The organism is Bhargavaea sp. CC-171006, assembly GCF_009761675.1.
In the GTDB taxonomy this organism is placed as follows: domain Bacteria; phylum Bacillota; class Bacilli; order Bacillales_A; family Planococcaceae; genus Bhargavaea; species Bhargavaea changchunensis.
In genome coordinates this window covers 50144-75705 of the sequence record NZ_QUZH01000026.1, presented here as the reverse complement: position 1 = coordinate 75705, position 25562 = coordinate 50144, and the positions used below count along the sequence as shown (strand labels likewise).

The window sequence follows — 25562 nt, the reverse complement described above, 5'->3', positions numbered from 1 at the left end:
AACCGAAAAACCGGCAACGTCCGGCGGCATGATCTACGGTAAAACTTTGTCGCTCGGTGCGACTGGATCAGCCGTAAAAGACTGGCAACGCGACATGAATACCGTCGGCTTCAAGATGGCGATTGACGGAAGCTTCGGCTATGGCTCCCGCACAGCGGCGATTGCTTTCCAGAAAAAGCATGGACTCACGCCGGACGGTTATTTCGGGCCTTCTTCCCAACAGAAGATGGCCAGCCTGCTCAACGGCTCAAGTAAGCCTTCCAAGCCGGCTGAACCCGTAAAAACCGAAAAACCGGCAACGTCCGGCGGCATGATCTACGGCAAGACACTGTCGCTCGGAGCGACAGGATCGGCGGTAAAAGACTGGCAGCGCGACATGAACAAAGTCGGCTATAAAATGGCAATCGACGGAAGCTTCGGATACGGCTCCCGCACGGCAGCAATCGCCTTCCAGAAAAAGCATGGACTCACGCCGGACGGTTACTTCGGACCGGCTTCCCAGCAAAAGATGGCGAGCCTGCTGAAATAATTCAATACCCGGCATTGCAAGACAAGCTCCCTCCCCACCACCTGCCTCCGGCGGTGTTGGGAGGGAGCTTTTTTCTTTTATGCACCATGCTTCTGTTGTGCAACAGACCTTCTTCTGTCTGCATTCGAGAATCGAGTTTTTTCACGCAAAACCAATCTTTTATTAATAGGACTGTAAAATTTAGTAGGTTTTATTACAAACATGAAGCAATTTGTAATCTAACTGTAATCTATTAACCTCTATGACTCTGCTAAAATGAGCAATAGATTATTAGACCAGATAGAAACTACCATTCTGAATTGAATTTGTAACATATAAAAAACCTGACCAGGGGGAAATAACGTTGAAAAAAATCGTATTCTCGGCTTTGACCACTGCTGCACTTGCCACGTTTATCGCCACTGGCGATGCAGAAGCTTCATCTGACACTTACCAAGTCAAATCCGGTGACACCCTTTGGAAAATCGCTTCCCAACACAACGTCAGCGTTACATCCCTGAAAAGCTACAACAACCTCAACAGTAACCTGATCTTCCCGGGCCAGGTGCTTGAGCTTGTCGCTTCAAACAACGCTCAACCGGCATCCTCTGCAAAGACTGCTGCAAAACCGGCCACCCAATCCTCCTCCTCGAGCTACACCGTCAAGAGCGGTGATACGCTGAGCAGGATTGCATCCGCGCACGGCACAAGCGTCTCTAAAATCAAATCACTGAACGGCCTGAAAAGCGACCTGATCCTGGTTGGGCAAGTCCTCAAAGTAAGCGGAACAGCAACTGCTGCTTCTGCTCCTAAAACGAGCACAACTACAACCAAGACCACGTCTGCTTCGACAACTACTTCCAATGCTTCGTCCTATACCGTTAAGTCCGGGGACACCCTTGCCGGGATTGCCAGCAAGCACGGCACCAATTATCGCAGGATCATGGAACTCAACGGCCTGAAATCGACATTGATCTATCCGGGACAAAAGCTCAAGGTAAGCGGAACACCTGTCAAGACAACACAAAAAGCATCCGGATCTTCGGATTCTTCGAAAGTGGTCCAGGCATCTGCTTCCAAAGCCGAAGCATCGGGCTCCGGTCTCTCCAGCTTCGTTTCAGTCGCCAAGACCCAAATGGGCGTTCCATACAAATGGGGCGGCATGACTCCTTCCGGCTTTGACTGCAGCGGATTCATTTACTATGTACTGAAGCAATCCGGGGTCAACCATTCCCGCACGACTGCTGCAGGCTACTATGACCGCTCGTTCGACATCAGCAACCCGCAGCCAGGTGACTTCGTATTCTTCCGTGGTACATACGGCGGTCCGAATCACGTCTCGCACATGGGCTTCTACTTGGGCAACGGCAAGTTCATCCATGCCAGCTCCTCACAGGGAATCACAATCAGCAGCGTGAACGACAGCTACTGGGGCAAGTTCAAGCGTGAATACAAGCGTCACTATTCCGCGCTCTAATCGTGAATAGATTTAACCCCCTCGGACTCTTCCATTTGGAAGGTCCAAGGGGGTTTTCTATTTATCTATTAACAGGACTTCCCCCGCCCCTTATCGAATGTGTTGGTTAACCGGCAAGCGGTCCGTTCTGTCGCTTCACCATGACCCGCCTCTGCAACCTCCGCTCGGAACCGGTCATCCCGTAACATACAGGAGGCGCAAACACATGTCAGCATATCCGATTGATGAGATCCGAAAGCAGTTTCCCGCACTTGGACGGACGTACCACGGGAAACCCGTGGTGTTTCTGGACGGGCCCGGAGGTTCACAGGTCGTAAAGGGCGCGATGGACGCAATGGTCGCGTATATGACGAGCGGCAATGCCAATCTGCACGGCCAGTTCCCGACGAGCCGCGAGACGGAGGCGATGATCCAGGAAAGCCGGGAAGCCGTGGCGGACCTCGTGAATGCACAGCCATCAGAAGTGGCATTCGGGCAAAATGCCACCTCTCTCGCCTTCTCGATTGCGCGGGCACTGAGCAGGGACTGGAAGCCTGGCGATGAGATTGTCCTGACCGAGATGGACCATCCGGCGAACATCGACCCTTGGCTGTCCGCGGCTGAAGACAAAGGCGTGAAGGTGAACTGGATTCCGGTGGACAGCGAAACGCTGACGCTTGACCTGTCCGACCTGGACGGCCTCATCCATAGCGGCACACGCCTCGTGGCAGTTACGCTCGCATCAAACGCTGTCGGAACGATTCCGGATATCCGGCCGATCATCAAGAAGGCCCGGGAAGCCGGCGCGCTCACTGCGGTCGATGCCGTCCACGCGGTGCCTCACTTTGCAATCGACCGCGAACAACTGGATGCGGACTTCCTGCTTTTCTCCGCCTATAAGTTTTTTGGGCCGCATATCGGGATGGCGGTCATCCGCTCTTCCGTCTTCAAAGACCTGAAGCCGTATAAGGTGGCCCCGTCTGATGCGCACTACCCCGACAACCTTCAGACCGGCACGCAGAACTTCGCCGGCATTGCCGGCGTCAAGGCGTCGATCGCGTTCATTGAAAGCCTTGGAAACGGAGAAACCCGCCGCGAGCGCATCCTCGATGGCTACCGCCGGATTGAGGAACACGAAAACGCCCTTGCCGCTAAGATTCGGAGGGAGCTTGCCGCTATTGATGGCATCCGCCTCTATCAGGCACCTGAAACGGTCGCCAAAACGCCGACTTTCGCATTCACCGTCGAGGGACTATCCCCCGCAGAGTTCAGCCGGAGGATGGCAGAGGTGCACTCCATATTCGTGGCAGACGGGCACTTTTACGCGACCCGGCTGGCCGAGCGGGCCGGCGTACATGAGTCGGGATGCTGGATTCGCGCGGGACTTGCTCCGTACAACACAGAATTTGAAATCGACCGGTTCCTGGATGCGACCAGGGAAATTGTCCGTACCCCCGCCCTGCAGGCAGGAGGCCGCGCATGATGGTGACACGGGATACGATCGGTCACGCTGCGGACTCCATCCGCCGGGAAGTGATCGGATGGCGCCGGCACTTGCACCAGTACCCCGAACTATCGTTTGAGGAACATGAGACCGCCCGCTTTGTAGAGGAGACGCTGCGGTCGTTCCCAGGTCTTGAAGTTACCCGCCCCACTCCAACGAGCGTGCTGGCCCGGCTGATCGGCGAGAAACACGGAAAGACGTTGGCAATCCGTGCAGACATGGACGCCCTCCCGATCCAGGAGGAAAACGAGACCGAATATAAATCGGTACACCCCGGCAAGATGCACGCCTGCGGACATGACGGACACACCGCCATGCTGCTCGGCACGGCAAAGATTCTCTCTGGAATGAAGGAAGACTTGCGGGGAGAGATCCGGTTCATCTTCCAGCACGGCGAGGAGCAGTTGCCGGGCGGTGCGGATGCACTCGTCCAGGCCGGCGTCATGGAAAACGTGGACGCCGTCATCGGCGCTCATCTTTGGGCACCGATCGAAACCGGCAAGGTATTCACGAAAAGCGGCCCGCTCATGGCAGCCGCCGACATCTTCCGCATCCGGATCAACGGCCGCGGCGGCCATTCCGCCGTACCTCATGAAACGGTCGATGCGCTCGCCATCGGCACCCAGGTGGTCGGCAACCTGCAGCACATCCTTTCGCGGCAGACCGATCCGTTCGAAACGCTTGTCGTGTCCGTCACCAAATTCACGGCCGGCACCTCCCACAGCATCATCCCGGACACCGCTGAAATCACCGGCTCCGTCCGTTCCTTCAATGAAGACGTGCGGAAACAGGTTCCCAAGCAAATGGAACGGATCATCAAGGGCGTAACCGACGCGCACGGGGCGGCGTATGACCTTGACTACGAGTACGGCTACAGTCCCGTCATGAATGAAGAGAACATCACCGGGTTGATGGAAACGGTCATCATGGACACCCTCGAAACGGATGCCCTCCTAAGGCTGAACCCAATGATGATCAGCGAAGACTTTTCCCGCTACCAGCAGGAAGCCCCGGGTTGCTTTATCCTGATCGGGGCAGGCAATGCGGAAAAAGGCATCACCTATCCCCACCACCATCCGAAGTTTGAGATAGATGAGGAGTCGCTGGATATCGGCGTAAGGATTTTTGTGGGGGCGGCGCTGGCATTTATGGAAGAAAAACAAACATCATAAAAAAAGGGATTGGAGCCGATTGCTCCAATCCCTTTTCCTTTAATACAACAAATACGTTTCCCTGACTTCCTTGAACGCCTCCAGCTCCTCTTCCCACTCTGCCTTCATTTCTTCAACGGTCATGCCGTTTTCGATGCCTTGGCGAATCCAGCCGTTTCCGATCAGGTTGTCGAAGAAATTGGTGAGCGTGACGTCTTCCGGATACAGATCGTGGATCGTCTTGACGATGTGGAGTCCGGTTTCGACCGGCTTGTAGTCGTCACGGTCCGTGATGTGGACCTGGATGCCGTGGGACAGTTTGCCGGAGTGCTTGGAGAACATCGGCGTGAAGGACGCCGCACGGAAGCTGACGCCCGGGAGTTCCAGCGCGTTCAGTTCAGCAGCGAGTTCAGTGCTGTTGATGAACGGTGCGCCGATCAGTTCGAACGGTTTGGTCGTGCCCCTGCCTTCAGAGACGTTCGTTCCTTCAATCAGCGCGGTGCCCGGATAGGCCAGGGCCGTTTCCAGTGTCGGCATATTCGGGGACGGCAGGACGAAAGGAAGTCCTGTTTCGTCAAAGTAGGATTTGCGTTTCCATTTCTTCATTTCCACGACGGTCAGGTCAGCGCCGATGCCGAATTCGGCATTAAAGAGTTTCGCAAGTTCACCGACGGTCATTCCGTGGCGGAGCGGGATGGCGTACTGCCCGACGAAAGAGGCGAATTCCGGATCAAGCACCGGGCCTTCGACCTTCTCCCCGCCAAGCGGGTTTGGACGGTCGAGGACGATAAACGGAATGCCCTTTTCTTCTGCGGCTTCCATCGCGAGCGCCATCGTGTAGATGTACGTGTAGAAGCGGGTGCCTACGTCCTGAATGTCAAAGACGAGGACATCCACATTCTCGAGCATCTCCGGTGTCGGCTTGCGTGTCTTTCCGTACAGGCTGTACACCGGGAGGCCGGTCACTTCGTCGATGTAGTATTCGACGTACTGGCCTGCCTGCGCGTCACCGCGGACACCGTGCTCAGGGCCATACAGCGCCGTCAGTTCGACATCGGGGTCGTTGTGGAGCAGGTCGACGATGCTGTTCAGGTCATTGTCGACGCCGGTCGGGTTCGTGATGAGCCCGACGCGCTTGCCTTCGATCAGCTGCTTTTGTTCATCGAGGAGCACATCCACCCCGAGCACGACTTCATGCCCTTTCCGGTTTTTATTGTGGTCCTGTGACTTGCCGTTGCCCTTGTCATGGTCGGCGAATGCAACTGTAAGAGTCGACAAAACTAGCAGAGCGGTCAGCAAGGCGATCAATCGCTTTTTCAATGGATTCCCCTCCTCAGTAAGTCAGGCCATGGCCGAATCCGTAAAGGACCCCGCCGTCAGCACCAGGAATTGTGATCGGCAGCGTTCCGGTAGGCGCGACTTCGCCGAACAGGATCGAAGCGGTCGCCTTGAAGCTTGCAGTCCGGAAGCTGTACTGTGCGAGATAGGCATCCGTATTCGGATAGGCCATGATGTCGTACGGATTCCGGATGCCGACACCAATCACCGGCGTTTCTGTTTCTGTAATCAACTGATTGACCATCCGCATCTGAGGGCTGGTTGCGGAGCGCTGGGATACGGTCGATGTGACCGTTCCGGCGATGACCGCCTTCGCATCCCTCACCTGGGCAAGCTGTGCCTCAGTCAAAGGAGCAGACGCCTTGATCAGCACCGTGTTTGCATGCTTTGCCTTCACTGCGTTATAGAGATCGTCGATATACGTGTTGCCGACGACGATAATCTGGTCATCCGTATTTGGAGCAAGCGGCAGGACATCTTCGTTTTTCACAAGGGTCACCGACCGCTCCGCCACCGCACGTTCCACAGCCTTGTGCTCATCGGACCCGACCACTTCGAGGGCGTTCGCGATCTTTTCTTCAACCGGTTGCGGGTTTTCTTCCTTGAGGATGCCGCGCTCTAGCTTCAGCTTCAGGATCCGCTCGACAGACGCTTCGATGCGTTCTTCGGAAATCTCTCCGGAGCGGACCGCGTCATACACGCCGTTCGCTACGGTTTCAAGGCCGACCGGCATGAGCACGATATCCGTCCCCGCCTGGATCGCCTTGATGACGGCATCTACCGGGCCGAAGTGATCGGCGATTGCCTGCATGTTCAGGGCATCCGTGAAGATCAGCCCGTCATAGCCCATTTCCTCTCTCATGAGTCCCGTCAGCACTTTGTGCGAGAGCGTGGCCGGAAGATGGATTTCCGTGCCGTCTTTTTTGGAAATCACTTTCGTGTCATCAATTTTCGGGAACGTAACGTGGGCCGTCATGATGGCATCGATTCCGTGATTCATCGCCTGCTGGAACGGATAAAGTTCGACTTCCATCAGGCGTTCCTTGTCATAAGGCACTTCCGGCAATCCTAGGTGGGAATCGACTGCCGTGTCCCCGTGGCCCGGGAAATGCTTGGCTGTTGCCGCGGTTCCCGTGTCCTGGAGGCCCTGCACGTATGCGGTACCGAGACTGGCGACCAGCTCTGGATCCTCCCCGAACGACCGGACGCCGATCACCGGGTTATCCGGGTTGTTGTTCACGTCCAATACCGGTGCCAGGTTGAAATTGATGCCAAGGGAAGCCAGCTCCTCGCCGATTACACGGCCGGTGTCATAGGCGAGGTCCTCGGAACCGGTCGCCCCGAGAGCCATATTGCCCGGCATGTCGGTCCCCGATTGAAGGCGCGTCACGATGCCGCCTTCCTGGTCGATCGTCAGGAACATCCCATACTTTTCAGAGGCTGCCTGGTAGGCGTCCGCAAGGCGGGTCGTCTGTTCGGTCGTCACGACATTCTCGCGGAACAGGATGACGCCACCGAGGTGGTAGTCCTTCACGAGACGCTCAATCTCCGGAAGCATCTCCGTGACGTTCTTTCCTTTCCAGTTGCGGAAGTCCGGCATGAGCATCTGCCCGACCTTTTCCTCCATCGTCATCTGGCCGATCGCGTTGTCCACGAGGTTGTAGCGATCACCCGTTTCCTTCACGACCGTAACCTTTACAGGCGGCTTGCCTTTAGATTCTCTTGCATCCGGATCGGGCTTTGTCTGGATGGCAATCCGGTCGGAATACGTTCCGTCAGTTACCTCAACCCATGTTTTCCCCGGCTTTCCGGTGACCGTCACCTTCCCTGCCGCATCCACCACCGCGACGGTTTGATTGGAAGAAGACCATGTCTGATCGGCAGACTTTTTGAAATGCCCATCCTCGTACACATGGAGTGCCGTCAGCTGCAGCTCCCCGTTTTCCGCTTCCAGATCAATCTCCGGCACGTTCTGGAGAATCACCAGGTCTTTGACGCCGGGCGCTTCCGCGGCACTCGCAGTGCCCGCGCCCGTCAGAATCGGTGTCGCAATCAGCACCGCAATCAGAAACGGCAACAGCAACACCTTTCGTATCTTCGTCATGCTTCATTCCCCCTTAATAATCTCTTAAAGCCCAGCCCCCGGTATCTCCGGTAGGACGGACAGCTTTCCCATCCGCCAGCACGTTTCCGACATACCAGCCCCTGCCGTTCACGGAGGCGTCGGTATCATAGCGGAAGCGGACAAACTCGGTCCCGTCAGGCAGTTCCGCCGTCACCCGCTCCATATCCCCGCCGTTCCCGGTCAAGGACGCGAGTTCCGTCCAATTCTCTCCGTCAGCCGAAACTTCCACCCGACCAAAGTCCGATCCGTCTTCGAGGCGGTGCCAGGAGTCAAACGAAAGCTCGGATGCCGCTCCGTCCAACTCGAACTCCAATGTCCGGTCCAACTTGTCCCCGTAGCCGGAGAACCACATCTCGTCATGCTTCGGGACCGGCGCCGGTATGGCATCCGCCACATGACGCGCGACCGTCCGCCGGATCGTGTTCAGGGAAATCGTGTTCCTCGACGGATGCACCCGATTCGTGAGTAAGATGGCGATGGTCTGGTTTTTCTTGTTCACGGCGATGCTTGTCCCGGTGTAGCCGGTATGTCCCGCCGTGGACGAATCAGCCAGCGCATCCATGTACCAGCCCTGGTTCAGCTCCCATCCGAGGCCGTGGTCATTGCCAGGGAACCCAGGAATCTGGTTTTCCTCAAGCAGGCGGACCGTTTCAGGCTTCAAAATCCGCTTGCCGCCGTACCTGCCGTCATTCAGGAACATATGCGCGAACTTGGCAAGATCCGTCGCAGTCGAGAATACGCCGGCGTGTCCCGCCACACCATCCAGCGACCAGGCGTTTTCATCGTGGACACTGCCCCAGACGATTCCCCGCCCGAGCGCCGGCTGGTATTCCGTTGCGGCGATCCGGTTTTTAAGAGATGCAGGCGGATTGTACATCGTGTCCTTCATCCCGAGCGGCCCGGTGATCTCATCCTTGATAAACTCGTCCAGGCGCTTTCCGGAAAGCCGCTCCACGATAGAACCGAGCGTGATCATGTTCAGATCGCTGTATGTGTATTTCGTCCCGGGAGGATTGGCAAGCGGATAGCGGTGAGCGATGTCCAGGCGATCCTCCCGACTCTCTCCCTGGCTGTACAGAGGCACCCACGCCGTAAATCCGGATGTATGGGTCATCAGCTGGCGGATTGTCACGTCCTCCTTGCCGTTGTCGGCAAACTCAGGGATGTACTCGGCAACCGGATCATCCAGCGAGAAAAGCCCTTGCTCGTACAGTTTCATCGCAGCGGTCGTCGTGAAGATCTTGCTGATGGAGGCAAGGTCGAAAATCGTCTCCTCCGTCATGGCGACGGGCTCGTCCATCACTGTGAATCGGTCATCGGTATAGAGCGCTGAATGCCCGTATGCCTCATGCTTCACGACATGTCCGTTCCTCGCCACCAGCACCACAGCTCCCGGGAAAGTCCGGTCCGCAATGCTTTGACCGATTGCCCCATCAATCGAATCCAGCGGTGCCTGGACCATTCCGGCCCCTTTCACAGAGCCCGGATGCAGAACCGGTGACATCGGACCCGGCCGGTCCCAGTGCTTGTTGACTGCTCCCCCGTCTGCCATAACCGGCACTGCAAAGACAGTGCCAAGCGCCATTGTTCCCGCCAGAGCTGCGGCCATCCCGGCTTTCTTCGTTACTTTCAGCATGCTTTCCCCTTCTCCCCTTCTAAATTGACAGTACTTTCAAACAAGTTTATCGGAGTTGCCAAAACGTGCCTATCATACAGAAGTACTTGAATGGGAAAGCGCTTTCCGAAAATCGGGGCAATCGCACCGGTTCTTTTTATTCATTTTAAGAAATGAAGAATATGCCGTGGTAACCACTCATCAACCTGGTGTAATTACTCGGACAAAAAAAGATGGACAGCCATTCGGCTATCCATCGCTACTTCAGACATCCATTCAAAAAACCACCGCAATCATTTCAATCTTTTCGTCATACGGGTTTTCGATCCCGTGTCCCTGCCCCTTTCGGATCACACAGAAATCACCGGATTGGACGTTCACCCGTTTCCCGTTGTCGTTGAAGATACCTTTTCCTTCAAGCAGATAGTACACTTCGGAATCGTCTTCATGGATATGGTAACCGATCGCCGAATGCGGGTGGACTGTGACCCGTGCGAACAGGTCGATTCCATCAACTTTGTCTGCCGCTGTGACAATCCGGGAGATTTCCATGCTTCCCCCTCCGCCACGCGGCTTCTCGATGAATTCTTTTTCTTCTGCCTGTTTAATCATACGGATCCTCCTTCCTTAATCCCCGAACAGACTCGGCAGCACAGTCGAGATCTGAGGCACGAAGATGATCAGCAGGACCATCACCGCCACGATACCGATGACATGGAGGATATACGGGAAGGTGTGCTCGATTCCCATTTTCCTGTCCGTCACGTTAACGCCGGCAATCGTGGACAGCCCGACTGGCGGCGTGATATTCGCCAGCGCGAAGTTCATGATCAGAACCATCCCGAAGTGGATCGGGTCGATGCCGTACTGCATCGCGATCGGCATGAAAATCGGACCGAGCAGGATGATCAGCGACGTCACTTCCGTCAGCATGCCGAGAATCAGCAAGATGACCGAGACGACCAACAGGAACTGGAGCGGTGTGGAAGCAAATCCGAGGAAGAAGTCGGAGATCACTTCAGGCAGCCGGTTCACAGTCAGCACATAGGTGAACACACTCGCGAACGAAATGATGATCAGGATAATCGCAGACGTCACAGCGGAGTTCGCCATGATATCTTTGAACTTCCTGAAATTCAGCTCGCCGTAGAACATCGCCAAAATAAATCCGTAGACGACCGCAATGATTGCAGCCTCTGTCGCCGTGACGAGTCCGCTGAAAATCCCTCCGAGGATAAAGACCGGAGACAACAAAGGTAGCAGCGCCGACTTGAGGATCGACAAGAATTCCTTTCCGCTCACATGCGCATTCTCAACGACGCCAAAGCCTTTCTTCTTCGACATCCACGACACATAGAAACAAAGCAGGATAGTCAGAATAATACCTGGAATAAAGCCCGCAATAAACAGCTTGCCGATCGAGATGTTCGTGGTCACCCCGAGGATGACCATCGTGATGCTCGGCGGAATGATCAGGCCAAGTACCCCCGCCGGCCCGATAATGCTCGCGATAAATGAATTGCTGTATTTCTGTTCTTTCATCCGCGGGACAATGACCGACCCCACGGCATATGTAGTGGCGACGGTCGATCCGGACACAGTGCCGAAGAACGCGCTCGTCACAACCGCGGTCATCCCGAGGCCCCCTGAAAACCGTCCGACAATGGCATCAGCCAAAGCCATCAGCCTCTTGGTCAGGCCGCCCTCACCCATGATATTCCCGGCAAGGATGAACAGCGGAATCGCCAGATAAGAAAAGTTGTTCACGCCTGCGAACAACCGCTGAATCACGACTTCAAGCGGGACACCGCTGACCAGCAATACACCGATCGACACAAAGCCGATCGTAAACGCAATCGGCATCCCGAGGAACAGGAGTGCGAAGAAGGCAAGCAGGATCGAGACAATCATAAGCTCGCCTCCTTTTGTTCAGCCTGGTTCGGATTCAAGATGTGCACAATGATGAAGTAAAGCGCGAACAGAGAGCTGACCGGAATGGACAAGTAGAAAACCGCCATCGGCAATCGCATCGTCGCGGATGCTGTCGTCATTGCAGTCATCGACAGACTGAAGCCATAGAAGACCAGGATGGCCAGCAGCACGGCGACCAGAATATAAATGAAAATATCGATGATGCGCTGGTACCGCTCACTTGCCAGATTCACAAAATACCGGACACCCAAATGCATTTTTTCATGGATGGCCAAAGCGGACCCCAGAAACGTCAGCCACACAATCAGCAGCCTTGCCAGTTCTTCAGTGGCAGGAAGCGAGACATCAAAAAATCTCGAGACGACCTGGACCAACACGATGGCCGACAGTAAAGCCAATGCGATGATACATAAGTATGATAAGATCTTTGCCAAAATCGTAGCCAGCTTTTCCAAGAGTGTTCCTCCTATTGTTCCTGATGCAAACAGCCATCGGTGCGGGATTCCGCCGGTCAGGCGGTGGCCTGTGTTTTTTCGTGTTATTTATTCACCATCCGGAAGCGGCACGGTACACGTCCATGAGTTCGCTTCCGAAATGTTCTTTTTCCCATTTGTCATAGACCGGCAGCATGGCTTCACGGAACGCTTCCGTATCGACATTGTCGTTGATTTCCATGCCCCGTTCCTCGAGCGTATCGAGGTATTCCTGTTCCATCCCGTCATTCCGCTCGCGGATTTCATTCGAGATCCTGTCTGTTTCAGCCAAAATGATCTTCTGGTCTTCAGGGGAAATCGATGCCCATGTCTCATCATTCACGAATAGCATGACCGTGTTATAAAAATGGCCGGTCAAAGACAGGTAATCCTGCACCTCATCAAACTTCGGAGCGACGATATTCGCCAGCGGGTTTTCCTGTGCATCCAGAACCCCCTGCTGGAGCGCTCCGTACACTTCGCTGAATGCCATCGCCGTCGGCAACGCGCCGACCTGCTCGAATGCGTCGATCCTGAGACTCGACTGAGCCACCCGGATCTTCATACCCTTCAGGTCTTCCGGATTCACGACAGGCCCATCATTGTTGGTCAGATGCCGCTGCCCCCATTCCAGGTAGCCGATCTTCTTCAGGCCATACCCGGAAACGATATCGCCCAGGTAGTCACCGAATTCCCCGTCATAGGCGGCACGCGCATGCTCGGTGTCCTTCCACATATAAGGCAAATCCTCGATTGCCATCCGGATATCCATCGACTGCATCGTACCGACCATGATCGCGGCTGAATCCATCGAGCCGATCTGCACCTGTTCAATCATCTCGGTCTCGGAGCCCAACTGGCTGTTCGGATAAAGGTCAAATGCCACGCGCCCCCCTGTCTGCTCCTCGACATTCGCCGCCATTTCCTCGATCAGCTCCGCGGCAGGTGTATCCAAAGAGATGGCATGACCGAACTGCAGGCGGACTTGTTCGCTGTCGGCTTCCGCCTGGTCGGACTGGCTGCATCCTGCCGCAAGAACAGTCAATGAAAGAACGGCTGTTATCCAAGCAAATCTAAGCTGTTTTATTTTCATCATGACTCCCTCATCGCTTTTATAGATTAAAAATCTGATTTTCCCTTTATTCCGAAACTAATATATATTAGTATTTATGTATAGTTATAAAGATTACTGCACCCCAAATTGTTTGTCAATTCGTTTCACATAAAAAATCACAGCTTTCATGAGGACATGAACGCTGCGGAAGGTCGGATTTCAAATGACGGATAAGTTGCACGGAATAAACAAGAAAGCGCTAGAAATCAGCACTCCCGGTGTACGGGTATTTGCAAACAGGGTCGCCCGTATTCCTGACGGGATCAACCTGACGATCGGCGAACCGGACTTTGCGACACCCGAACGGGTCAAGCAAGCTGCAATCAGCGCCATCAACGACAATTTGACCGGTTACTCACACAATGCCGGACTTCAAGCACTGCGCGAAAGCGTATCGGCATTTTTCACTGAGAAGTACGGATTCCACTACGATCCTGATAATGAAATCGTCATCACCAACGGGGCGAGCGAAGGAATCGACTCTACACTCCGCACATTATTAAATGAAGGCGATGAAGTGATCCTTCCCGCCCCGATTTATTCCGGATATGAGCCGGTTATTCGTTTGGCCGGGGCAACACCTGTTTACCTGGATACAACTGAAACCGGCTTCCAGCCAGATGCTGCGGCTTTGGAGGCACTGGTCACAGAGCGCACAAAAGCGGTGATCTTCAACTACCCTTCCAACCCGACAGGCGTCACCCTCACACGCAAAGCGATGGATGGGTTGATCGGTGTCCTCAGCAAACACAAATTGTGGGTCGTCTCCGACGAGATCTACAGTGAAAACACCTACGGGGACGGCCATATTTCTTTTGCCTCCTACCCGGAAATTAGGGACCGGCTCATTCTGATCCACGGCCTGTCCAAATCACATGCGATGACCGGATGGCGGATCGGATTCGCGCTGGGTTCCCGGGACATTATGGAGCAGATCCTGAAGGTCCATCTCTCCAGCACCATCTGCGCTTCCCTGCCGGGCCAGTATGCCGCGATTGAAGCGCTTGATCACTGCAGGAATGCTCCGGGAGAGATGAACAAACAGTATATCGAGCGCCGCAACTATGTCATGAACCGCCTTCGCCAAATGGGGCTCGCAGTGGAACAACCCGACGGGGCTTTCTATCTGTTCCCATCAGTTAAAGCAACCGGCCTGACTTCATATGAATTCGCTGAACAGCTGCTGGACCGTCAACACGTCGCGGTCGTACCGGGCAGCTCCTTTACCGCCTACGGGGAAGGCCATATCCGGATCTCCTATGCCAATTCCATGGAGAACCTTGTGAAAGCCATGGACCGGATGGAAGCTTTTGTCCAGGAACATTCGTTGTCCCGATTACATCATTCCGGGATGTAATTTCGTCATTCGTGACCGTAGTTTCGTCATTCGTGACCGTAGTTTCGTCATTCGTGACCGTAGTTTCGTCATTCGTGACCGTAGTTTCGTCATTCACCCTCTCCCAGGAAACGAATGACGAAACTTTTCTGTTGAATGACGAGATTGAATGGACGAGTGACGAAATCAATCTCTCTATTTAAATCAGTAAGCGGCACCGGATGGATTTCCGGTGCCGTTTCTTCTGTCTCTATAATTGGAAGCTATTGTCACAAAAAATCATTGAAAGCGCCTCCATTAATCCCCTTGAGAATAAATATTGTTTTACTTTCAAACTCTTGCTTACCCTCTAACCCCTTGAACAGCAAGACTTTTCACTTCACTCATTAAAAATTAATATACAAAATCCGATATATTTCTAAAAATTCCATTGACTATTCTTCCTTATTTTCTGTAGAATCAGTTCATTGCTTTAGCTAACTCGGTTGGCGCAATGAATCAGCTTGGAAGGAAGGCTTTTTATGTCAGATATCATACATTCTCCACTTGTTGCCACTGTGCTCGTTTTTGCACTGATCGCGTTCGGCGAATGGCTCTCAATCGTGTCACGCGCCCGTGTGCCGATGTTGCTGACCGCCATGGTCGGCTTCATGCTCCTGACCTGGACGGGCATCTTCCCGGATAATATCCTGGAAAGCTCCCAGTTCGCAGCGCTCGGCGCCATCCTGATCGGGCCGGCCATCGTCCATATGGGAACACTGATCCCGATGAAGGTCCTACGTGAGCAGTACCGTGCAGTCATCATCGCGCTGTCCGGCGTTGTCGTGGCGGCCATCCTGATTTTCGCGATCATTCCGTTTGTCTTTAATTTCGAGACGGCTGTCGCGGGCATGGGTCCGATCAGCGGCGGCGTGGTCGCAATGATCATCACGACTGAAAAACTGCAGGAACTGGATCTCGGAACGGTTGCCCTGATCCCGGCACTGATCGTCGCGTTCCAGGGACTTCTCGGCATGCCGCTCGCCCTTAACTTTATGCGTGCCTATGCCAAGCGGCTGATCGGCAAGATCGACGCGGGCACCTTCACACCGATGAATTCCGAACTTGCCGAAGAACTGGCGGAAACCAAGAAACTCGGTCCTGTGCGCTCCAGCATGACGATCCGGCTGTTCCTCGTCTTTGTTGCCGGTGCACTCGGCGTCGTCCTCGGCTCTGTTACACCAATCAACTACAGCATCTGGTGCCTCGTGTTCGGTATCATCGGCGCAAAGATCGGCTTCCTCGAGCAGGAGTCCCTCGTGAAGGCGAACTCGTTCACACTGACATTGGTCGGCATCATGTTCGTCGTCATTGGTTCCATGGCAGGTGTCTCCCCTCAGGATGTCATGACGCAGCTTCCGGCAGTTGCCGCGATCATCATCCTCGGAACGGCCGGAATCGCGCTCGGCGGATATGTAGGCGCGAAACTCGTCAAATGGGATCCACTAAAAGGGATGCCGGTTGCACTTACGGCACTTTTCGGCTTCCCGGGCGATTACCTGCTGTGTGAAGAAGTCGCACGGAGCACGGCCCGGACAAAAGATGAGGAAAAACTCATTTTCAACGAATTGCTGACCCCGATGCTGATCGGCGGATTTACGACGGTCACCGTCGCCTCGGTCTTCATCGCAGGTATACTCGTTTCATTCTTATAATTGGAGGAATCCTTAATGACTACGACCATCATCGAAAACGGGCAAATCATCGACGGCACCGGAAGCGATCCGCTCCAGGGCATCGTCGTCGTGAAAAACAACAAGATCGACTACATCGGAGACGCTTCGGGCTACACGAAAACCGGTGAAGAGACAGTGATCGATGCGGGAGGCAACACCGTCCTTCCGGGATTCATCGACACGCATGTCCATATGATGTTTGAATACACGCCGCTCCAGCAGCGGCTGTCGACGCCTTTCAGCTATATGTATTATCAGGCGATGGCGTACATGAAGGCGACACTCGACGCGGGCGTGACTTCTGTGCGGGACGCACTCGGAACCGACCTCGGCGTCAAACGCGCCATTGAAGACGGGCTGATCCAGGGACCGCGCATCCAGCTTAGCATCAATGCCCTCACCATCACCGGGGGACATGGCGACGGCATGCAAGTGAACGGAGATGTGTTTGACATCTCCCCTTCCGGCTACCGCGGCATGCCGAACGGGATTGCGGACGGCGTTGATGAAGTGCGGAAGAAAACACGTGAGATGCTGCGTGCCGGAGCGGAAGTCATCAAAGTTCACGCCACCGGCGGCGTCCTCAGCCCGACCGACCACCCTGAGTTCACCCAATACTCATTCGAGGAACTTTCGGCGATCGTGGAAGAAGCCCGGTTCCGCAAAGGCATCAAGGTGATGGCCCACGCCCAGGGCGCGGAAGGCATCAAGAACGCGGTCCGAGCGGGCGTCCACTCCATTGAACACGGCATCTATCTGGACGACGAAGCCATCGAACTGATGAAAGAAAACGGGACCTATCTCGTGCCGACCTTGCTTGCCCCGGTCGCCGTGCTGGAAACCGCGGAAGAAGTCGGCATGCCCCAATCGGCCGTGGAGCAATCCGCCGAAGTCATCGAACACCATAAAGCAAGCTTTGCAAAGGCCTACCAGGCCGGCGTGAACATCGCGATGGGCACTGATGCCGGCGTATTCACTCATGGCACCAACCTCCGCGAGCTTGGCCTGATGGTCGACTGCGGCATGACGCCGATGGACTCCATCGTCGCCTCCACCAAGTCTGCTGCGGAATGCATGGGCTGGGCAGACAAGGTGGGAACGCTGGAACAAGGCAAGCTGGCGGATGTGGTCATCGTGAAAGGCAATCCGCTGGAAGACATCTACTCCCTCTCAGACCCTACCAACATTCTGACTGTCCTGAAAGACGGAGAATTGGTAAAGGGTCAATAAATAAAAAATAAGCGCACCTCATGAGAGATGCGCACCAGGCTGCAGACAAGGCGAAGGCATTCGCTTTGTCTGCGCTTTTTGTTTGGATGTCCCTCTCACAACCACGCATCTCCCTCCCACTCCTCATCCTCCACTTCCCGGGTGAGGGTGATTTTCCCTTTGTGCCTGTAATACCTGGACCAGATGAAGACAGCCTGATCGATGTGCCGATAGGCCGTTTCCTGGACGTGATCGGCATCCGGATCTAACTCCCATGCAACGATACAGTCATGGCCGCCACCCCGTTTATAAATGTTGAGGTAACAGATTCGGTAAAGCGACTTGGCCTTATCGCTGTCGATCCAGACCCAGTCCTCTTCCCAGTCATCTCCCTGGTTCACCCACTCGCCCATTTCCCCGCGGTTGTATGGTTGATCATTCTTCTTCCGGGAAACCTGCTCGGTGATCCGTCCGATTTTCATCAGGATACGGAGAATCGGATTTCGTCTCATGGCCGGTCAGCTTGTATATTCAACGAGCGGCGTATCGGATCGCAGGAAGAGCGGATGCAGAGGCATTCCGCCTATCGTTTTCCCCAGGCAGTATGGTATTTTTCCGGCTTCAAGGATTATGTCCAAGACCACCCGATCACGGCCTTCATTTCCGCCATGCTGCCCCCATGCCACGATGACTTGCCGGGCGTTTCTGATCGCATCCGCCAGGTGGCTGTCATTCGGGGAATGATGGCGTTCATCTGATTCAAAGAGAACTTTAGGGCTTTTCGTCCTGAGCGAATAAAGGTTCACAACCTCAAGTGACCCATTCCCCTGATGCCTGGCGATGTTCATGCACTGATTCAGCGTCGCATCAGGCTTTCCCGCATCCGCCGTACTCGGATTCAGCATCACGAACAGGCACTCGGGCTTACCTGTCTCCCAAGTTACGCTTAACCGGTAGCGGTGTGTGTCCGTATGGTCAAACATCACCAACACGTGCTTATCATTCGACCAAAGCCCAGACTCGATCCGGACATTCTCTTCTTTCCAGACGACCATCCCCCTGCCCCCTTCGCTCTATTACTTTCTTCTACCATTAAAAAAAGAACCAGCTAAACAGCTGCTTCTCTAAGTTATGATAGAAACTCAAATCTAATGAAAACGAATCTCCTTTTACTCTGTGAAATATTGATAGGCAGTTTCGGCAATACGGGCGATCACCGTTTCCCCGCTTTCGGTCGTCGGGTTGCCGGAGGAGAAGATGCTAATGATGAGCCTGGCTTTACCCCCAGGCAGGTCGATGATGCCAGAATCATTCACGGCGGAAGCGATCGTACCGGTTTTGTGGGCGACCTTCGTTCCGGCAGGGAGCCTGGCAGGAAGGCGGTCGTTCAGCTGCTGACGGTAGAGAATGTCGAGGACAGTATCGGAAACCGCCGGGCTGATAAACGCCCCCTCCGCCAACTTCGACAGGATCGCCGTCATGTCATCTGGAGTGCACAGATTGTTCGCCCTGTCTGTCCTCATTACCGGATTCTCATCGCCCGGCTCTTCGTCCACATCCATCTCCAGCCGCTCCGTCAGCTGCTTCCAAGATTCCTCGCTGTACGGAACCGGCTCCATTCCCACCGCCAGGCTCAAGAGCTCCCAGCAGGAATGAACAATCATCATGTTCTCCGCACCAAGCTTCCTCACCGTATCCTGAACTGCATTCTTCCCAAGCATTCCAAGAAGGACGTCGGTCGCCATATTGTCGCTGACGATCGTCATGAGGGTGGCCAGGTCCTTGATCGTCAGCGGCAGCCCCGGGTCGAGCTCTTGCAAAATGCCCGAGCCCGGTACACGTTCCTCCTCTGTGAGTGCAATCCTAGTAGTCAGGTCAATCCGGCCTTCATGCACCTGCTCGAACAGCGCAAGCAGGATCGGCACCTTGAATACACTCGCCATCTGAAACGGTTCATCCGCATGGATGCGGACTTCTTCCCCGGACTGGAGGTGCTTGATGGAGATGCCGAAGGTGGCGTCGGTTTCGTTAAGCAGTTTCTCGATTTTCTTTTGGAGTCTCACGTCGCTCCCCCTTTTCAACTAAATCGATGTTGTATTAATTTTCCGCTATTTGTTCTCATAATAAAAGAGACTCGGGCGCAAAATTTGCCGAGTCTCTTGGTTTACTACATGTCTACTCTAAGTATAGGAGCCCCCCTAAATCACCGGACTCCCTATCAAACCTCAAGGTTCTCAATGATCATGGAGACCCCTTGACCGCCGCCACAGCAAAGGCTGGCCACCCCGTAGCGCTTTCCTTGTTCTCTCAGTTCGTATGCAAGAGTGAGCAACAGCCTGGCACCACTTGCACCTACCGGATGCCCGAGCGCAATGGCCCCGCCATTGACATTCAGCCGATCCATTTGGAATCCGAGTTCCCTTTGAACGGCCAGCACCTGAACGGCGAAGGCTTCATTCACTTCAATGAGATCGATATCCGACATCTCCAGCCCCGCGCGCTTCAGTGCCTGCCTGGTTGCGGGAACGGGTCCGATCCCCATGATCTTGGGATCCACTCCGCTGATTCCCCAAGAGACGACTTTTGCAAGTGGTTTCTTTCCATGCCGTTCTACAAGGACATCATCGCCCATGACGAGCGCTGCCGCTCCATCATTGATGCCGCTGGATGTGGCTGCTGTTACACTGCCATCCTTTTTAAATGCAGGCCGGAGTTTTTTCATCTTCTCCAGATTGGCGTCTTGTTTGATATATTCATCTTCAGACAGCGATACTTCGCCATTCTTGCCCGAAACCGCAATGATTTCTTTTTTGAAGCGTCCTTTACTCCGGGCTTCAGCTGCCCGCTGCTGGCTCATCAGCGCAAACTCTTCCTGTTCCCCGCGGCTGATCTCGTATTTATCCGCCAGGTTTTCGGCTGTAATGCCCATGCCAAGACCGATGTATGGGTCAGACAGCGTACTACTCAACACGTCCTCAAAGTGCGGAACACCCATCTTGATCATTTTAAACCGGAGGTCCCTAACAACATGGGGCGTCATCGACATGTTCTCCGCGCCACCGGCAATCACGCCGCTCGCTTCATCCAGCAGGATGGCCTGGGAGGCACTGATGGCCGCCTGAAGCCCCGAACCGCAAAGCCGGTTCACCGTCAGTGCCGGTGACTCTTCAGGAACGCCTGATTTCAAAGCCACATGTCGCGCCAGATACGGGGCATTCTCACTCGAGTGGATGACGTTCCCGAAGAAAGCCTGTTCGAGTTCAGCCGCCGGGATTCCCGTTCGTTCTATCGCGGCAGTTGCCGCAACCGCTCCCAGGTCTGATACTTCCATGTCTTTCAGACTGCCTCCGAATGAGCCGAAGGGTGTTCGTGCACCATCCAGGATATAAACGTTCTTCATTAAAGACTCCTCGCTTCCTGATTGCAATTCAATTGTATTCCCGGTCTCAGGCATCAACCTCTGCTGTCTCCAATTTCGTCTCCAAGGCCGGCTCTTTTTGGCCGAAGCTCTTGATGATCAAAAACAAAATCTCAACGGACAGCAGCAGGAATCCGAGCGGGATGAAGTACAGGATCGGATAATAGGGCACAATCCCGCCCTTCATGCTGAAGCCCAGTTGCTCCCGTGTACCGGAAAGAGCATATTGCCAACCGTAAAAAGTCAGCAAGCTGAAAAGAACAAGCTCAATGCCCATCATGAGAATGGCGATATTCCGCCGCAATACCGGTTTGAGGCGGTTCGTAAGCATCTCGAGCTTCGGCATGATTCCTGAACCGTACGCATAGGCAAGTGCCGGAAAGAACGCCAGCGGCATCAGAAAATACTGGGTGATTTCATAGCTTCCGAATACACTGGAGCCCATCAGGTTTCTGGTCGCCACATCAATGACGATAAAGGCCATCATGACGAATATCGTCGTTCCGCTCAGCAATAGCCCTGCATATTTCACATAATGAAAGGCACGATATGCCTGATCGACAGTGCGCATCATTTTCTCCCCCCTATTCATCGTCACATCAGATTGGGCAGCCAGGTCACCAAGGCCGGGAAAGCAATCATCAGACTGCACACCACCAATGCCAGAACAACTGCGAATACCATCGACCTGGCAAAAAGGCGTTCAATCGAAATCCCCGTTACTCCCGAGACTGCGAATACACTCAGCCCGACTGGAGGTGTGAGCAGTCCGATTGTACAAATGACCGACACCAGAATGCCGAACCAGAGAATATCCACATTGATCTCCTGGACAATCGGCAGCAGCACAGGTGTCGCCATAATAATGACCGCTCCGCCCTCGATGAACATAAAGAGGATGAAGTAAATCAGGGACAGCAGTGCCAGGATAAGAACCGGGTATTCAATCAGCGGCCCCAGCGCATTGATCAGTTCTCTCGGCAGCTTGGAGACTGTAATAAATCTGCCGAAAATCTGTGCAGTCACCATGATCAGCAAGACCATCGTTGTAATCTTGACAGTTTCCGTAATGGACTCGACGTAGAACTTCTTGTTGACCTTGCCCAGCAAAAGTGCGGTAAGGAAACCAAGGAACGCACCGACTGCCCCTGCCTCTGTTGGCGTAAAGACTCCCGAGTAAATCCCTCCGAAGATGACCGTTACAATAACCGTACCGACCAAGACCACAAACAACGCACGAAGTGGTGTTAACGGGGCTATTTCCCCGGCCTCGACCTCTTCCTCGATGTCAGGCAACGCCTTTCTCTGATCCGCTTTATGCATATAGAGCATCACCCCGATAATCACGATCGTCATCATGATTCCCGGAACGATTGCTGCGATAAAGAGGGATCCGATCGGAGTCTCCGTCACGACGCCATACAAGATCAGAATAATGCTTGGCGGGATGATTCCCGAAAGCGATCCGGCAGCTGCAATCGTTGATCCGGCAGTCACATCCCTGAAACCGTGCCGCCGAAGCTCCGGTACCGCAACTTGGCCGAGCGCTGCCGATGAACCGGTCGTCGAACCGGACACGGCCCCGAGAAACGCGCCGATGATGACGGTCAACGTCCCGAGAAAGCCGGATTTCCCTTTTGAGAACTTATAGACCAGTGCATACATATCCCGGACAATCCCCGATTGCACAATGAACTGAGCCATCAGTACAAACAAGGGAATCGTTGTCAGGGTGTAGCTTGCAACCACTTTGTACGGGTTGCTCTGCATAAACGAAGTGATATAACCCGGACCTTCCAGCATGATGATTCCCAAGACTCCCATACTCAGCAGCACGGCATGGATATGCATACCTGCGAACAGAAACACCAGGAAGAGAACCAGCATGATGATATAAAAAACTCCAAGACTCATCTGAACACCTCTTTTCCATTCTTATTCAGAAAAAAGGGAGCCCCGGCTCCCCCAAACTTCCCCCGGACCATTGCTTATTCCAGGTCCATGATGGCTTCCGGAACGGTACCGCCCTGCTCAACCACCAGGTCCCTCCAGAGCATCGCCATTTCCTTGCCCGGCTGTCCATTCCCCTCCAGTTCTTCAATCCACTCAGTCCAGGTATCTTCAATTCCCTGAACGAGCAATTGCTGTGTCTCTTCATCGACATCATCCATTTTTTCAAACACAGCTCCGTTGGCTTCCGCTTCCTTGCGGATAACCTCAGCGCGGTCCATCCAGACCTGGGCGCCCTTCGGGATCTGCTCGTAAGAAGCTTCTTCCATGATTTCCTGAATATCTTCAGGAATGCTGTTCCAAGTCTCTTCCGTCATCGCCCACATTCCTGCAAAATGCCCCAGGTTCACGCCTTCGAACGTGTAATTGAAGACTTCCTGCATCCCGTATCCTGTCCAGTCCGCAACACTGAAGAAGCTGCCGTGGAACGCTCCCCGGTTGATCGCATCGAACATTTCAGTGGACGGCATCGAGATGGAGCTGATGCCGACATTGTTTGCAAAGATTTCATGTACGCGTGTCGGAGAGCGCAGGGAAAGTTTCTTTAAGTCATCTGCGGTATCCAGCGTGACATCTTTAGTGGAGATGACATATTCAGCAGTTGTCGGTGTCGCGAACACCTTCAGCCCACGATCGCCGAACTCCATTTCCACGAAGGTTTTGCCGTCGGCCAGTTCATGGTCACTCTTGACGAGTTCGCCGTATGCCTTGGTCGCGATCATCGTGTCAGATTCCAGCAACGGCAGCATGGTCACCTCGCTGAGCGGGAAACGCTGAGGGTCATATTGCGTCCAAAGAGGCGCCGCGATATCGATGGCCCCGTTCTCCAGTGCCTGCAGTTCTTCGTTGATCGGAATCAGTTCCTGGTTTGCATAATATTCGAATTCCACACGGCCATCCGTCCGTTCCTCAACTTCCTCCATCCATGGCTTGAAGTATCCTTCCCACCAGCCATTGGCCGTGCTGAGTCCAGACGACAAGGTCAGGACGATTTTTTCATCGCTTTCTGCTGAAACAGAATCCTCCGAGTCCGCTCCGCCTGACTGTTCCACACAACCTGCAGCAATCAAAGAAAACATGAGGAGAACGCTCCCGAGAGACCACTTTTTCAAATCTTCCACTCCCCTTTTCATAGTTAAGCGCTTATATTATTGTCGGACCGTTCCTTCTTTTAATTTGGTTTTCATGATTTTTCCGGAGTTCGTTTTCGGAAATTCTTCTATGACCCGGAACTCCGAAGGCACCTTGTAGGTAGCCAGGCGTTCCTTGCAAAACGGCTCCAATTCCTCAATCACCGATTCATCATGGCCATCACGAAGGGTCAGCATGGCGACCACCATTTCTCCCTTTTCAGGATGCGGGGAGCCGATCACCGCAGCTTCCAGAATCGCCGGATGCATATACAGCACTTCTTCCACTTCGCGTGGATAAACGTTGAAACCCGAGCGGATGATCATGTCTTTTTTCCGGTCGACGATATAGATATAACCCTGGTCATCCTTCATGGCGATATCGCCTGTCTTAAACCAGCCGTCCCGGAACGCTTTCCGGTTTTCTTCTTCACGCTCATAGTAGCCCTTCATCACGTTCGGCCCTTTGACGACCAGTTCACCTGGTGTTCCCGGAGGAACTTCTTCGAACGCATCGCTCATGATTTTGACTTCCACGTCCTCAATCGGAAGTCCGACACTCCTCAGCTTCTTTTCTCCCTCCGCCGGGTTCATGCAGACGACTGGCGAAGTTTCCGTGAGTCCGTAGCCTTCAATGATTTCAAACCCGAACAGCTTCGCCCACCGATGAAAGATTTCTTCGGGCAATGGTGCCGCCCCGGTATAGGTCAGCCTCAACTGCAAGTTATAATCTGTCAGGTTGGGTTCGTTCAAAATATATGTGATCATCGTGGGAGGTCCAAAAAAGTAAGTGATGCGCTGTTCTTCCATTTTTCCGAGGGTTTCGGCAGTCGACTTCCAGCGTTTCAACAGGTAACAAAAGCCGCCGCTGATGAGGGTCGAGTTCAGCTGATTGGTCTGGGCAGCGATATGTGTAAGCGGTGCGACGATGAGCGACCGGTCCCGGGCAGTGAGTCCTAGGTTGCGGCCGAACACTTCCGCATTGACGTACAGATTGTCATGCGTCAGCACGGCCCCCTTGGGAACGCCCGTCGTTCCCGATGTATAAAGGATGGTGCACGCTTCCTGATAACGGCTGTCCCCATCAGCTTCAGCTGCCCCCTGATCGATATAGCTGTCGAAATCAGGCCCGGTCACAATCAGTTCCACCGGCCAATCCAGGCCGCTGTTTTTTACACGTTCGGTAATTTTGCTTTCCGTAATGATGATCTCCGGCCTGCAGTCGTTTAAGATGATGCCAAATTCCCTTGATGTGAGCGCCGGATTGACCGTTACATTAATGGCGCCGGCCCGCATGCTCGCAAAATAACTGATTACCAGCTCAGGGCTGTTCTCCAGGATAATCGCAATCTTGTCTCCGGAACGGATTCCCCGCTCAGTAAACCGGTTGGCCAGCTTCTGTACTTGTTCATTTAATTGCCGATAGGTGAGCTCTCCGGAATCCCATCCGATTGCAGGGTTTTCCGGATGGCTTTCAGCAAGTTCCTGCAGTTTCAGATCCAGATTCATTCTCTTCACTCCTTATCCG

The 25562-nt window shown here is 54.0% G+C and carries 22 protein-coding genes; 7 read left to right on the top strand and 15 right to left on the bottom strand.

Features of this window, described 5'->3' with window-relative positions:
• The 4 genes from DZC51_RS12170 to DZC51_RS12155 form a co-directional block, all read left to right on the top strand.
• Nucleotides 1-529: peptidoglycan-binding domain-containing protein (locus tag DZC51_RS12170; protein WP_198304120.1), on the top strand; the 529-nt coding region annotated here is incomplete at its 5' end.
• Nucleotides 530-872: 343 nt separating this feature from the next.
• Entirely contained in the window at nucleotides 873-1985 is a 1113-nt protein-coding gene (locus tag DZC51_RS12165) for a C40 family peptidase (protein ID WP_232524134.1), read from the top strand.
• A gap of 205 nt (nucleotides 1986-2190) precedes the next feature.
• Complete coding sequence (locus tag DZC51_RS12160) at nucleotides 2191-3447, top strand: cysteine desulfurase-like protein (protein ID WP_157296275.1); 1257 nt, start codon at nucleotides 2191-2193, stop codon at nucleotides 3445-3447.
• On the top strand, nucleotides 3447-4640 hold the full coding sequence (locus tag DZC51_RS12155) for an amidohydrolase (RefSeq protein WP_157296273.1): 1194 nt from the start codon (nucleotides 3447-3449) through the stop codon (nucleotides 4638-4640). The genes DZC51_RS12160 and DZC51_RS12155 overlap by 1 nt, the downstream gene beginning before the upstream one ends.
• Nucleotides 4641-4679: 39 nt before the next feature.
• Here the strand turns inward: DZC51_RS12155 and DZC51_RS12150 are convergent, their stop codons facing one another.
• The 7 genes from DZC51_RS12150 to DZC51_RS12120 form a co-directional block, all read right to left on the bottom strand.
• On the bottom strand, nucleotides 4680-5939 hold the full coding sequence (locus DZC51_RS12150) for an exo-beta-N-acetylmuramidase NamZ family protein (RefSeq protein WP_157296270.1): 1260 nt from the start codon (nucleotides 5937-5939) through the stop codon (nucleotides 4680-4682).
• A 13-nt stretch (nucleotides 5940-5952) separates the two neighbouring features.
• Nucleotides 5953-8061, bottom strand: coding sequence for a glycoside hydrolase family 3 protein (locus DZC51_RS12145; RefSeq protein WP_157296268.1), 2109 nt, complete (start codon nucleotides 8059-8061; stop codon nucleotides 5953-5955).
• Between the two features lie 13 nt (nucleotides 8062-8074).
• The gene (locus DZC51_RS12140) at nucleotides 8075-9718 is read right to left on the bottom strand and encodes a serine hydrolase domain-containing protein (RefSeq protein ID WP_157296266.1); all 1644 of its coding nucleotides are present in this window, start codon (nucleotides 9716-9718) and stop codon (nucleotides 8075-8077) included.
• Between the two features lie 255 nt (nucleotides 9719-9973).
• A complete protein-coding gene (locus DZC51_RS12135) occupies nucleotides 9974-10309 on the bottom strand; it encodes a cupin domain-containing protein (RefSeq protein WP_157296264.1) in 336 nt (111 codons plus the stop codon).
• A 15-nt stretch (nucleotides 10310-10324) separates the two neighbouring features.
• A complete protein-coding gene (locus tag DZC51_RS12130) occupies nucleotides 10325-11608 on the bottom strand; it encodes a TRAP transporter large permease (RefSeq protein WP_157296262.1) in 1284 nt (427 codons plus the stop codon).
• On the bottom strand, nucleotides 11605-12084 hold the full coding sequence (locus tag DZC51_RS12125) for a TRAP transporter small permease (RefSeq protein WP_157296260.1): 480 nt from the start codon (nucleotides 12082-12084) through the stop codon (nucleotides 11605-11607). Before DZC51_RS12125 ends, DZC51_RS12130 begins: the two co-directional genes overlap by 4 nt.
• 91 nt (nucleotides 12085-12175) lie before the next feature.
• The gene (locus DZC51_RS12120; RefSeq protein WP_157296258.1) at nucleotides 12176-13195 is read right to left on the bottom strand and encodes a DctP family TRAP transporter solute-binding subunit; all 1020 of its coding nucleotides are present in this window, start codon (nucleotides 13193-13195) and stop codon (nucleotides 12176-12178) included.
• A gap of 184 nt (nucleotides 13196-13379) precedes the next feature.
• On the opposite strand from DZC51_RS12120, the gene DZC51_RS12115 reads away from it, so the two are divergent.
• The 3 genes from DZC51_RS12115 to DZC51_RS12105 all read left to right on the top strand — a co-directional run bounded on the left by DZC51_RS12115 (nucleotide 13380) and on the right by DZC51_RS12105 (nucleotide 17497).
• Nucleotides 13380-14573, top strand: coding sequence for an aminotransferase class I/II-fold pyridoxal phosphate-dependent enzyme (locus DZC51_RS12115; RefSeq protein ID WP_157296256.1), 1194 nt, complete (start codon nucleotides 13380-13382; stop codon nucleotides 14571-14573).
• A gap of 500 nt (nucleotides 14574-15073) precedes the next feature.
• Nucleotides 15074-16246, top strand: coding sequence for a hypothetical protein (locus DZC51_RS12110; RefSeq protein ID WP_198304119.1), 1173 nt, complete (start codon nucleotides 15074-15076; stop codon nucleotides 16244-16246).
• 15 nt (nucleotides 16247-16261) lie between these two features.
• Nucleotides 16262-17497, top strand: coding sequence for a metal-dependent hydrolase family protein (locus DZC51_RS12105; protein ID WP_157296254.1), 1236 nt, complete (start codon nucleotides 16262-16264; stop codon nucleotides 17495-17497).
• A gap of 95 nt (nucleotides 17498-17592) precedes the next feature.
• On the opposite strand, the gene DZC51_RS12100 is transcribed toward DZC51_RS12105, so the two are convergent.
• The 8 genes from DZC51_RS12100 to DZC51_RS12065 all read right to left on the bottom strand — a co-directional run bounded on the left by DZC51_RS12100 (nucleotide 17593) and on the right by DZC51_RS12065 (nucleotide 25543).
• Nucleotides 17593-17988, bottom strand: a complete 396-nt coding sequence (locus tag DZC51_RS12100; protein ID WP_157296252.1) for a hypothetical protein — start codon at nucleotides 17986-17988, stop codon at nucleotides 17593-17595.
• A gap of 6 nt (nucleotides 17989-17994) precedes the next feature.
• Nucleotides 17995-18531, bottom strand: a complete 537-nt coding sequence (locus DZC51_RS12095) for a DUF1643 domain-containing protein (protein ID WP_157296250.1) — start codon at nucleotides 18529-18531, stop codon at nucleotides 17995-17997.
• Between the two features lie 114 nt (nucleotides 18532-18645).
• The gene (locus DZC51_RS12090; RefSeq protein WP_157296248.1) at nucleotides 18646-19539 is read right to left on the bottom strand and encodes a serine hydrolase; all 894 of its coding nucleotides are present in this window, start codon (nucleotides 19537-19539) and stop codon (nucleotides 18646-18648) included.
• A 155-nt stretch (nucleotides 19540-19694) separates the two neighbouring features.
• Nucleotides 19695-20876 carry a thiolase family protein gene (locus tag DZC51_RS12085; RefSeq protein ID WP_157296246.1) on the bottom strand — a complete coding sequence of 394 codons (1182 nt, stop codon included), beginning with the start codon at nucleotides 20874-20876 and terminating at the stop codon, nucleotides 19695-19697.
• Nucleotides 20877-20922: 46 nt separating this feature from the next.
• On the bottom strand, nucleotides 20923-21465 hold the full coding sequence (locus tag DZC51_RS12080; protein ID WP_157296244.1) for a TRAP transporter small permease: 543 nt from the start codon (nucleotides 21463-21465) through the stop codon (nucleotides 20923-20925).
• Between the two features lie 23 nt (nucleotides 21466-21488).
• The gene (locus tag DZC51_RS12075) at nucleotides 21489-22808 is read right to left on the bottom strand and encodes a TRAP transporter large permease (RefSeq protein ID WP_157296242.1); all 1320 of its coding nucleotides are present in this window, start codon (nucleotides 22806-22808) and stop codon (nucleotides 21489-21491) included.
• Between the two features lie 74 nt (nucleotides 22809-22882).
• Nucleotides 22883-24016 carry a TRAP transporter substrate-binding protein DctP gene (gene dctP / locus DZC51_RS12070; protein ID WP_157296241.1) on the bottom strand — a complete coding sequence of 378 codons (1134 nt, stop codon included), beginning with the start codon at nucleotides 24014-24016 and terminating at the stop codon, nucleotides 22883-22885.
• A 36-nt stretch (nucleotides 24017-24052) separates the two neighbouring features.
• Entirely contained in the window at nucleotides 24053-25543 is a 1491-nt protein-coding gene (locus tag DZC51_RS12065) for a class I adenylate-forming enzyme family protein (RefSeq protein WP_157296240.1), read from the bottom strand.
• Between the last annotated feature and the right edge of the window lie 19 nt (nucleotides 25544-25562).

Excerpts from the sequence above, each read along its gene's own strand:
- DZC51_RS12160 (WP_157296275.1), top strand. The coding sequence starts at position 2,191 with ATGTCAGCATATCCGATTGATGAGATCCGAAAGCAGTTTCCCGCACTT.
- DZC51_RS12155 (WP_157296273.1), top strand. The coding sequence starts at position 3,447 with ATGGTGACACGGGATACGATCGGTCACGCTGCGGACTCCATCCGCCGG.
- DZC51_RS12145 (WP_157296268.1), bottom strand. The coding sequence starts at position 8,061 with ATGACGAAGATACGAAAGGTGTTGCTGTTGCCGTTTCTGATTGCGGTG.
- DZC51_RS12140 (WP_157296266.1), bottom strand. The coding sequence starts at position 9,718 with ATGCTGAAAGTAACGAAGAAAGCCGGGATGGCCGCAGCTCTGGCGGGA.
- DZC51_RS12135 (WP_157296264.1), bottom strand. The coding sequence starts at position 10,309 with ATGATTAAACAGGCAGAAGAAAAAGAATTCATCGAGAAGCCGCGTGGC.
- DZC51_RS12130 (WP_157296262.1), bottom strand. The coding sequence starts at position 11,608 with ATGATTGTCTCGATCCTGCTTGCCTTCTTCGCACTCCTGTTCCTCGGG.
- DZC51_RS12120 (WP_157296258.1), bottom strand. The coding sequence starts at position 13,195 with ATGAAAATAAAACAGCTTAGATTTGCTTGGATAACAGCCGTTCTTTCA.
- DZC51_RS12115 (WP_157296256.1), top strand. The coding sequence starts at position 13,380 with ATGACGGATAAGTTGCACGGAATAAACAAGAAAGCGCTAGAAATCAGC.
- DZC51_RS12110 (WP_198304119.1), top strand. The coding sequence starts at position 15,074 with ATGTCAGATATCATACATTCTCCACTTGTTGCCACTGTGCTCGTTTTT.
- DZC51_RS12105 (WP_157296254.1), top strand. The coding sequence starts at position 16,262 with ATGACTACGACCATCATCGAAAACGGGCAAATCATCGACGGCACCGGA.
- DZC51_RS12100 (WP_157296252.1), bottom strand. The coding sequence starts at position 17,988 with ATGAGACGAAATCCGATTCTCCGTATCCTGATGAAAATCGGACGGATC.
- DZC51_RS12095 (WP_157296250.1), bottom strand. The coding sequence starts at position 18,531 with ATGGTCGTCTGGAAAGAAGAGAATGTCCGGATCGAGTCTGGGCTTTGG.
- DZC51_RS12085 (WP_157296246.1), bottom strand. The coding sequence starts at position 20,876 with ATGAAGAACGTTTATATCCTGGATGGTGCACGAACACCCTTCGGCTCA.
- DZC51_RS12080 (WP_157296244.1), bottom strand. The coding sequence starts at position 21,465 with ATGCGCACTGTCGATCAGGCATATCGTGCCTTTCATTATGTGAAATAT.
- DZC51_RS12075 (WP_157296242.1), bottom strand. The coding sequence starts at position 22,808 with ATGAGTCTTGGAGTTTTTTATATCATCATGCTGGTTCTCTTCCTGGTG.
- DZC51_RS12065 (WP_157296240.1), bottom strand. The coding sequence starts at position 25,543 with ATGAATCTGGATCTGAAACTGCAGGAACTTGCTGAAAGCCATCCGGAA.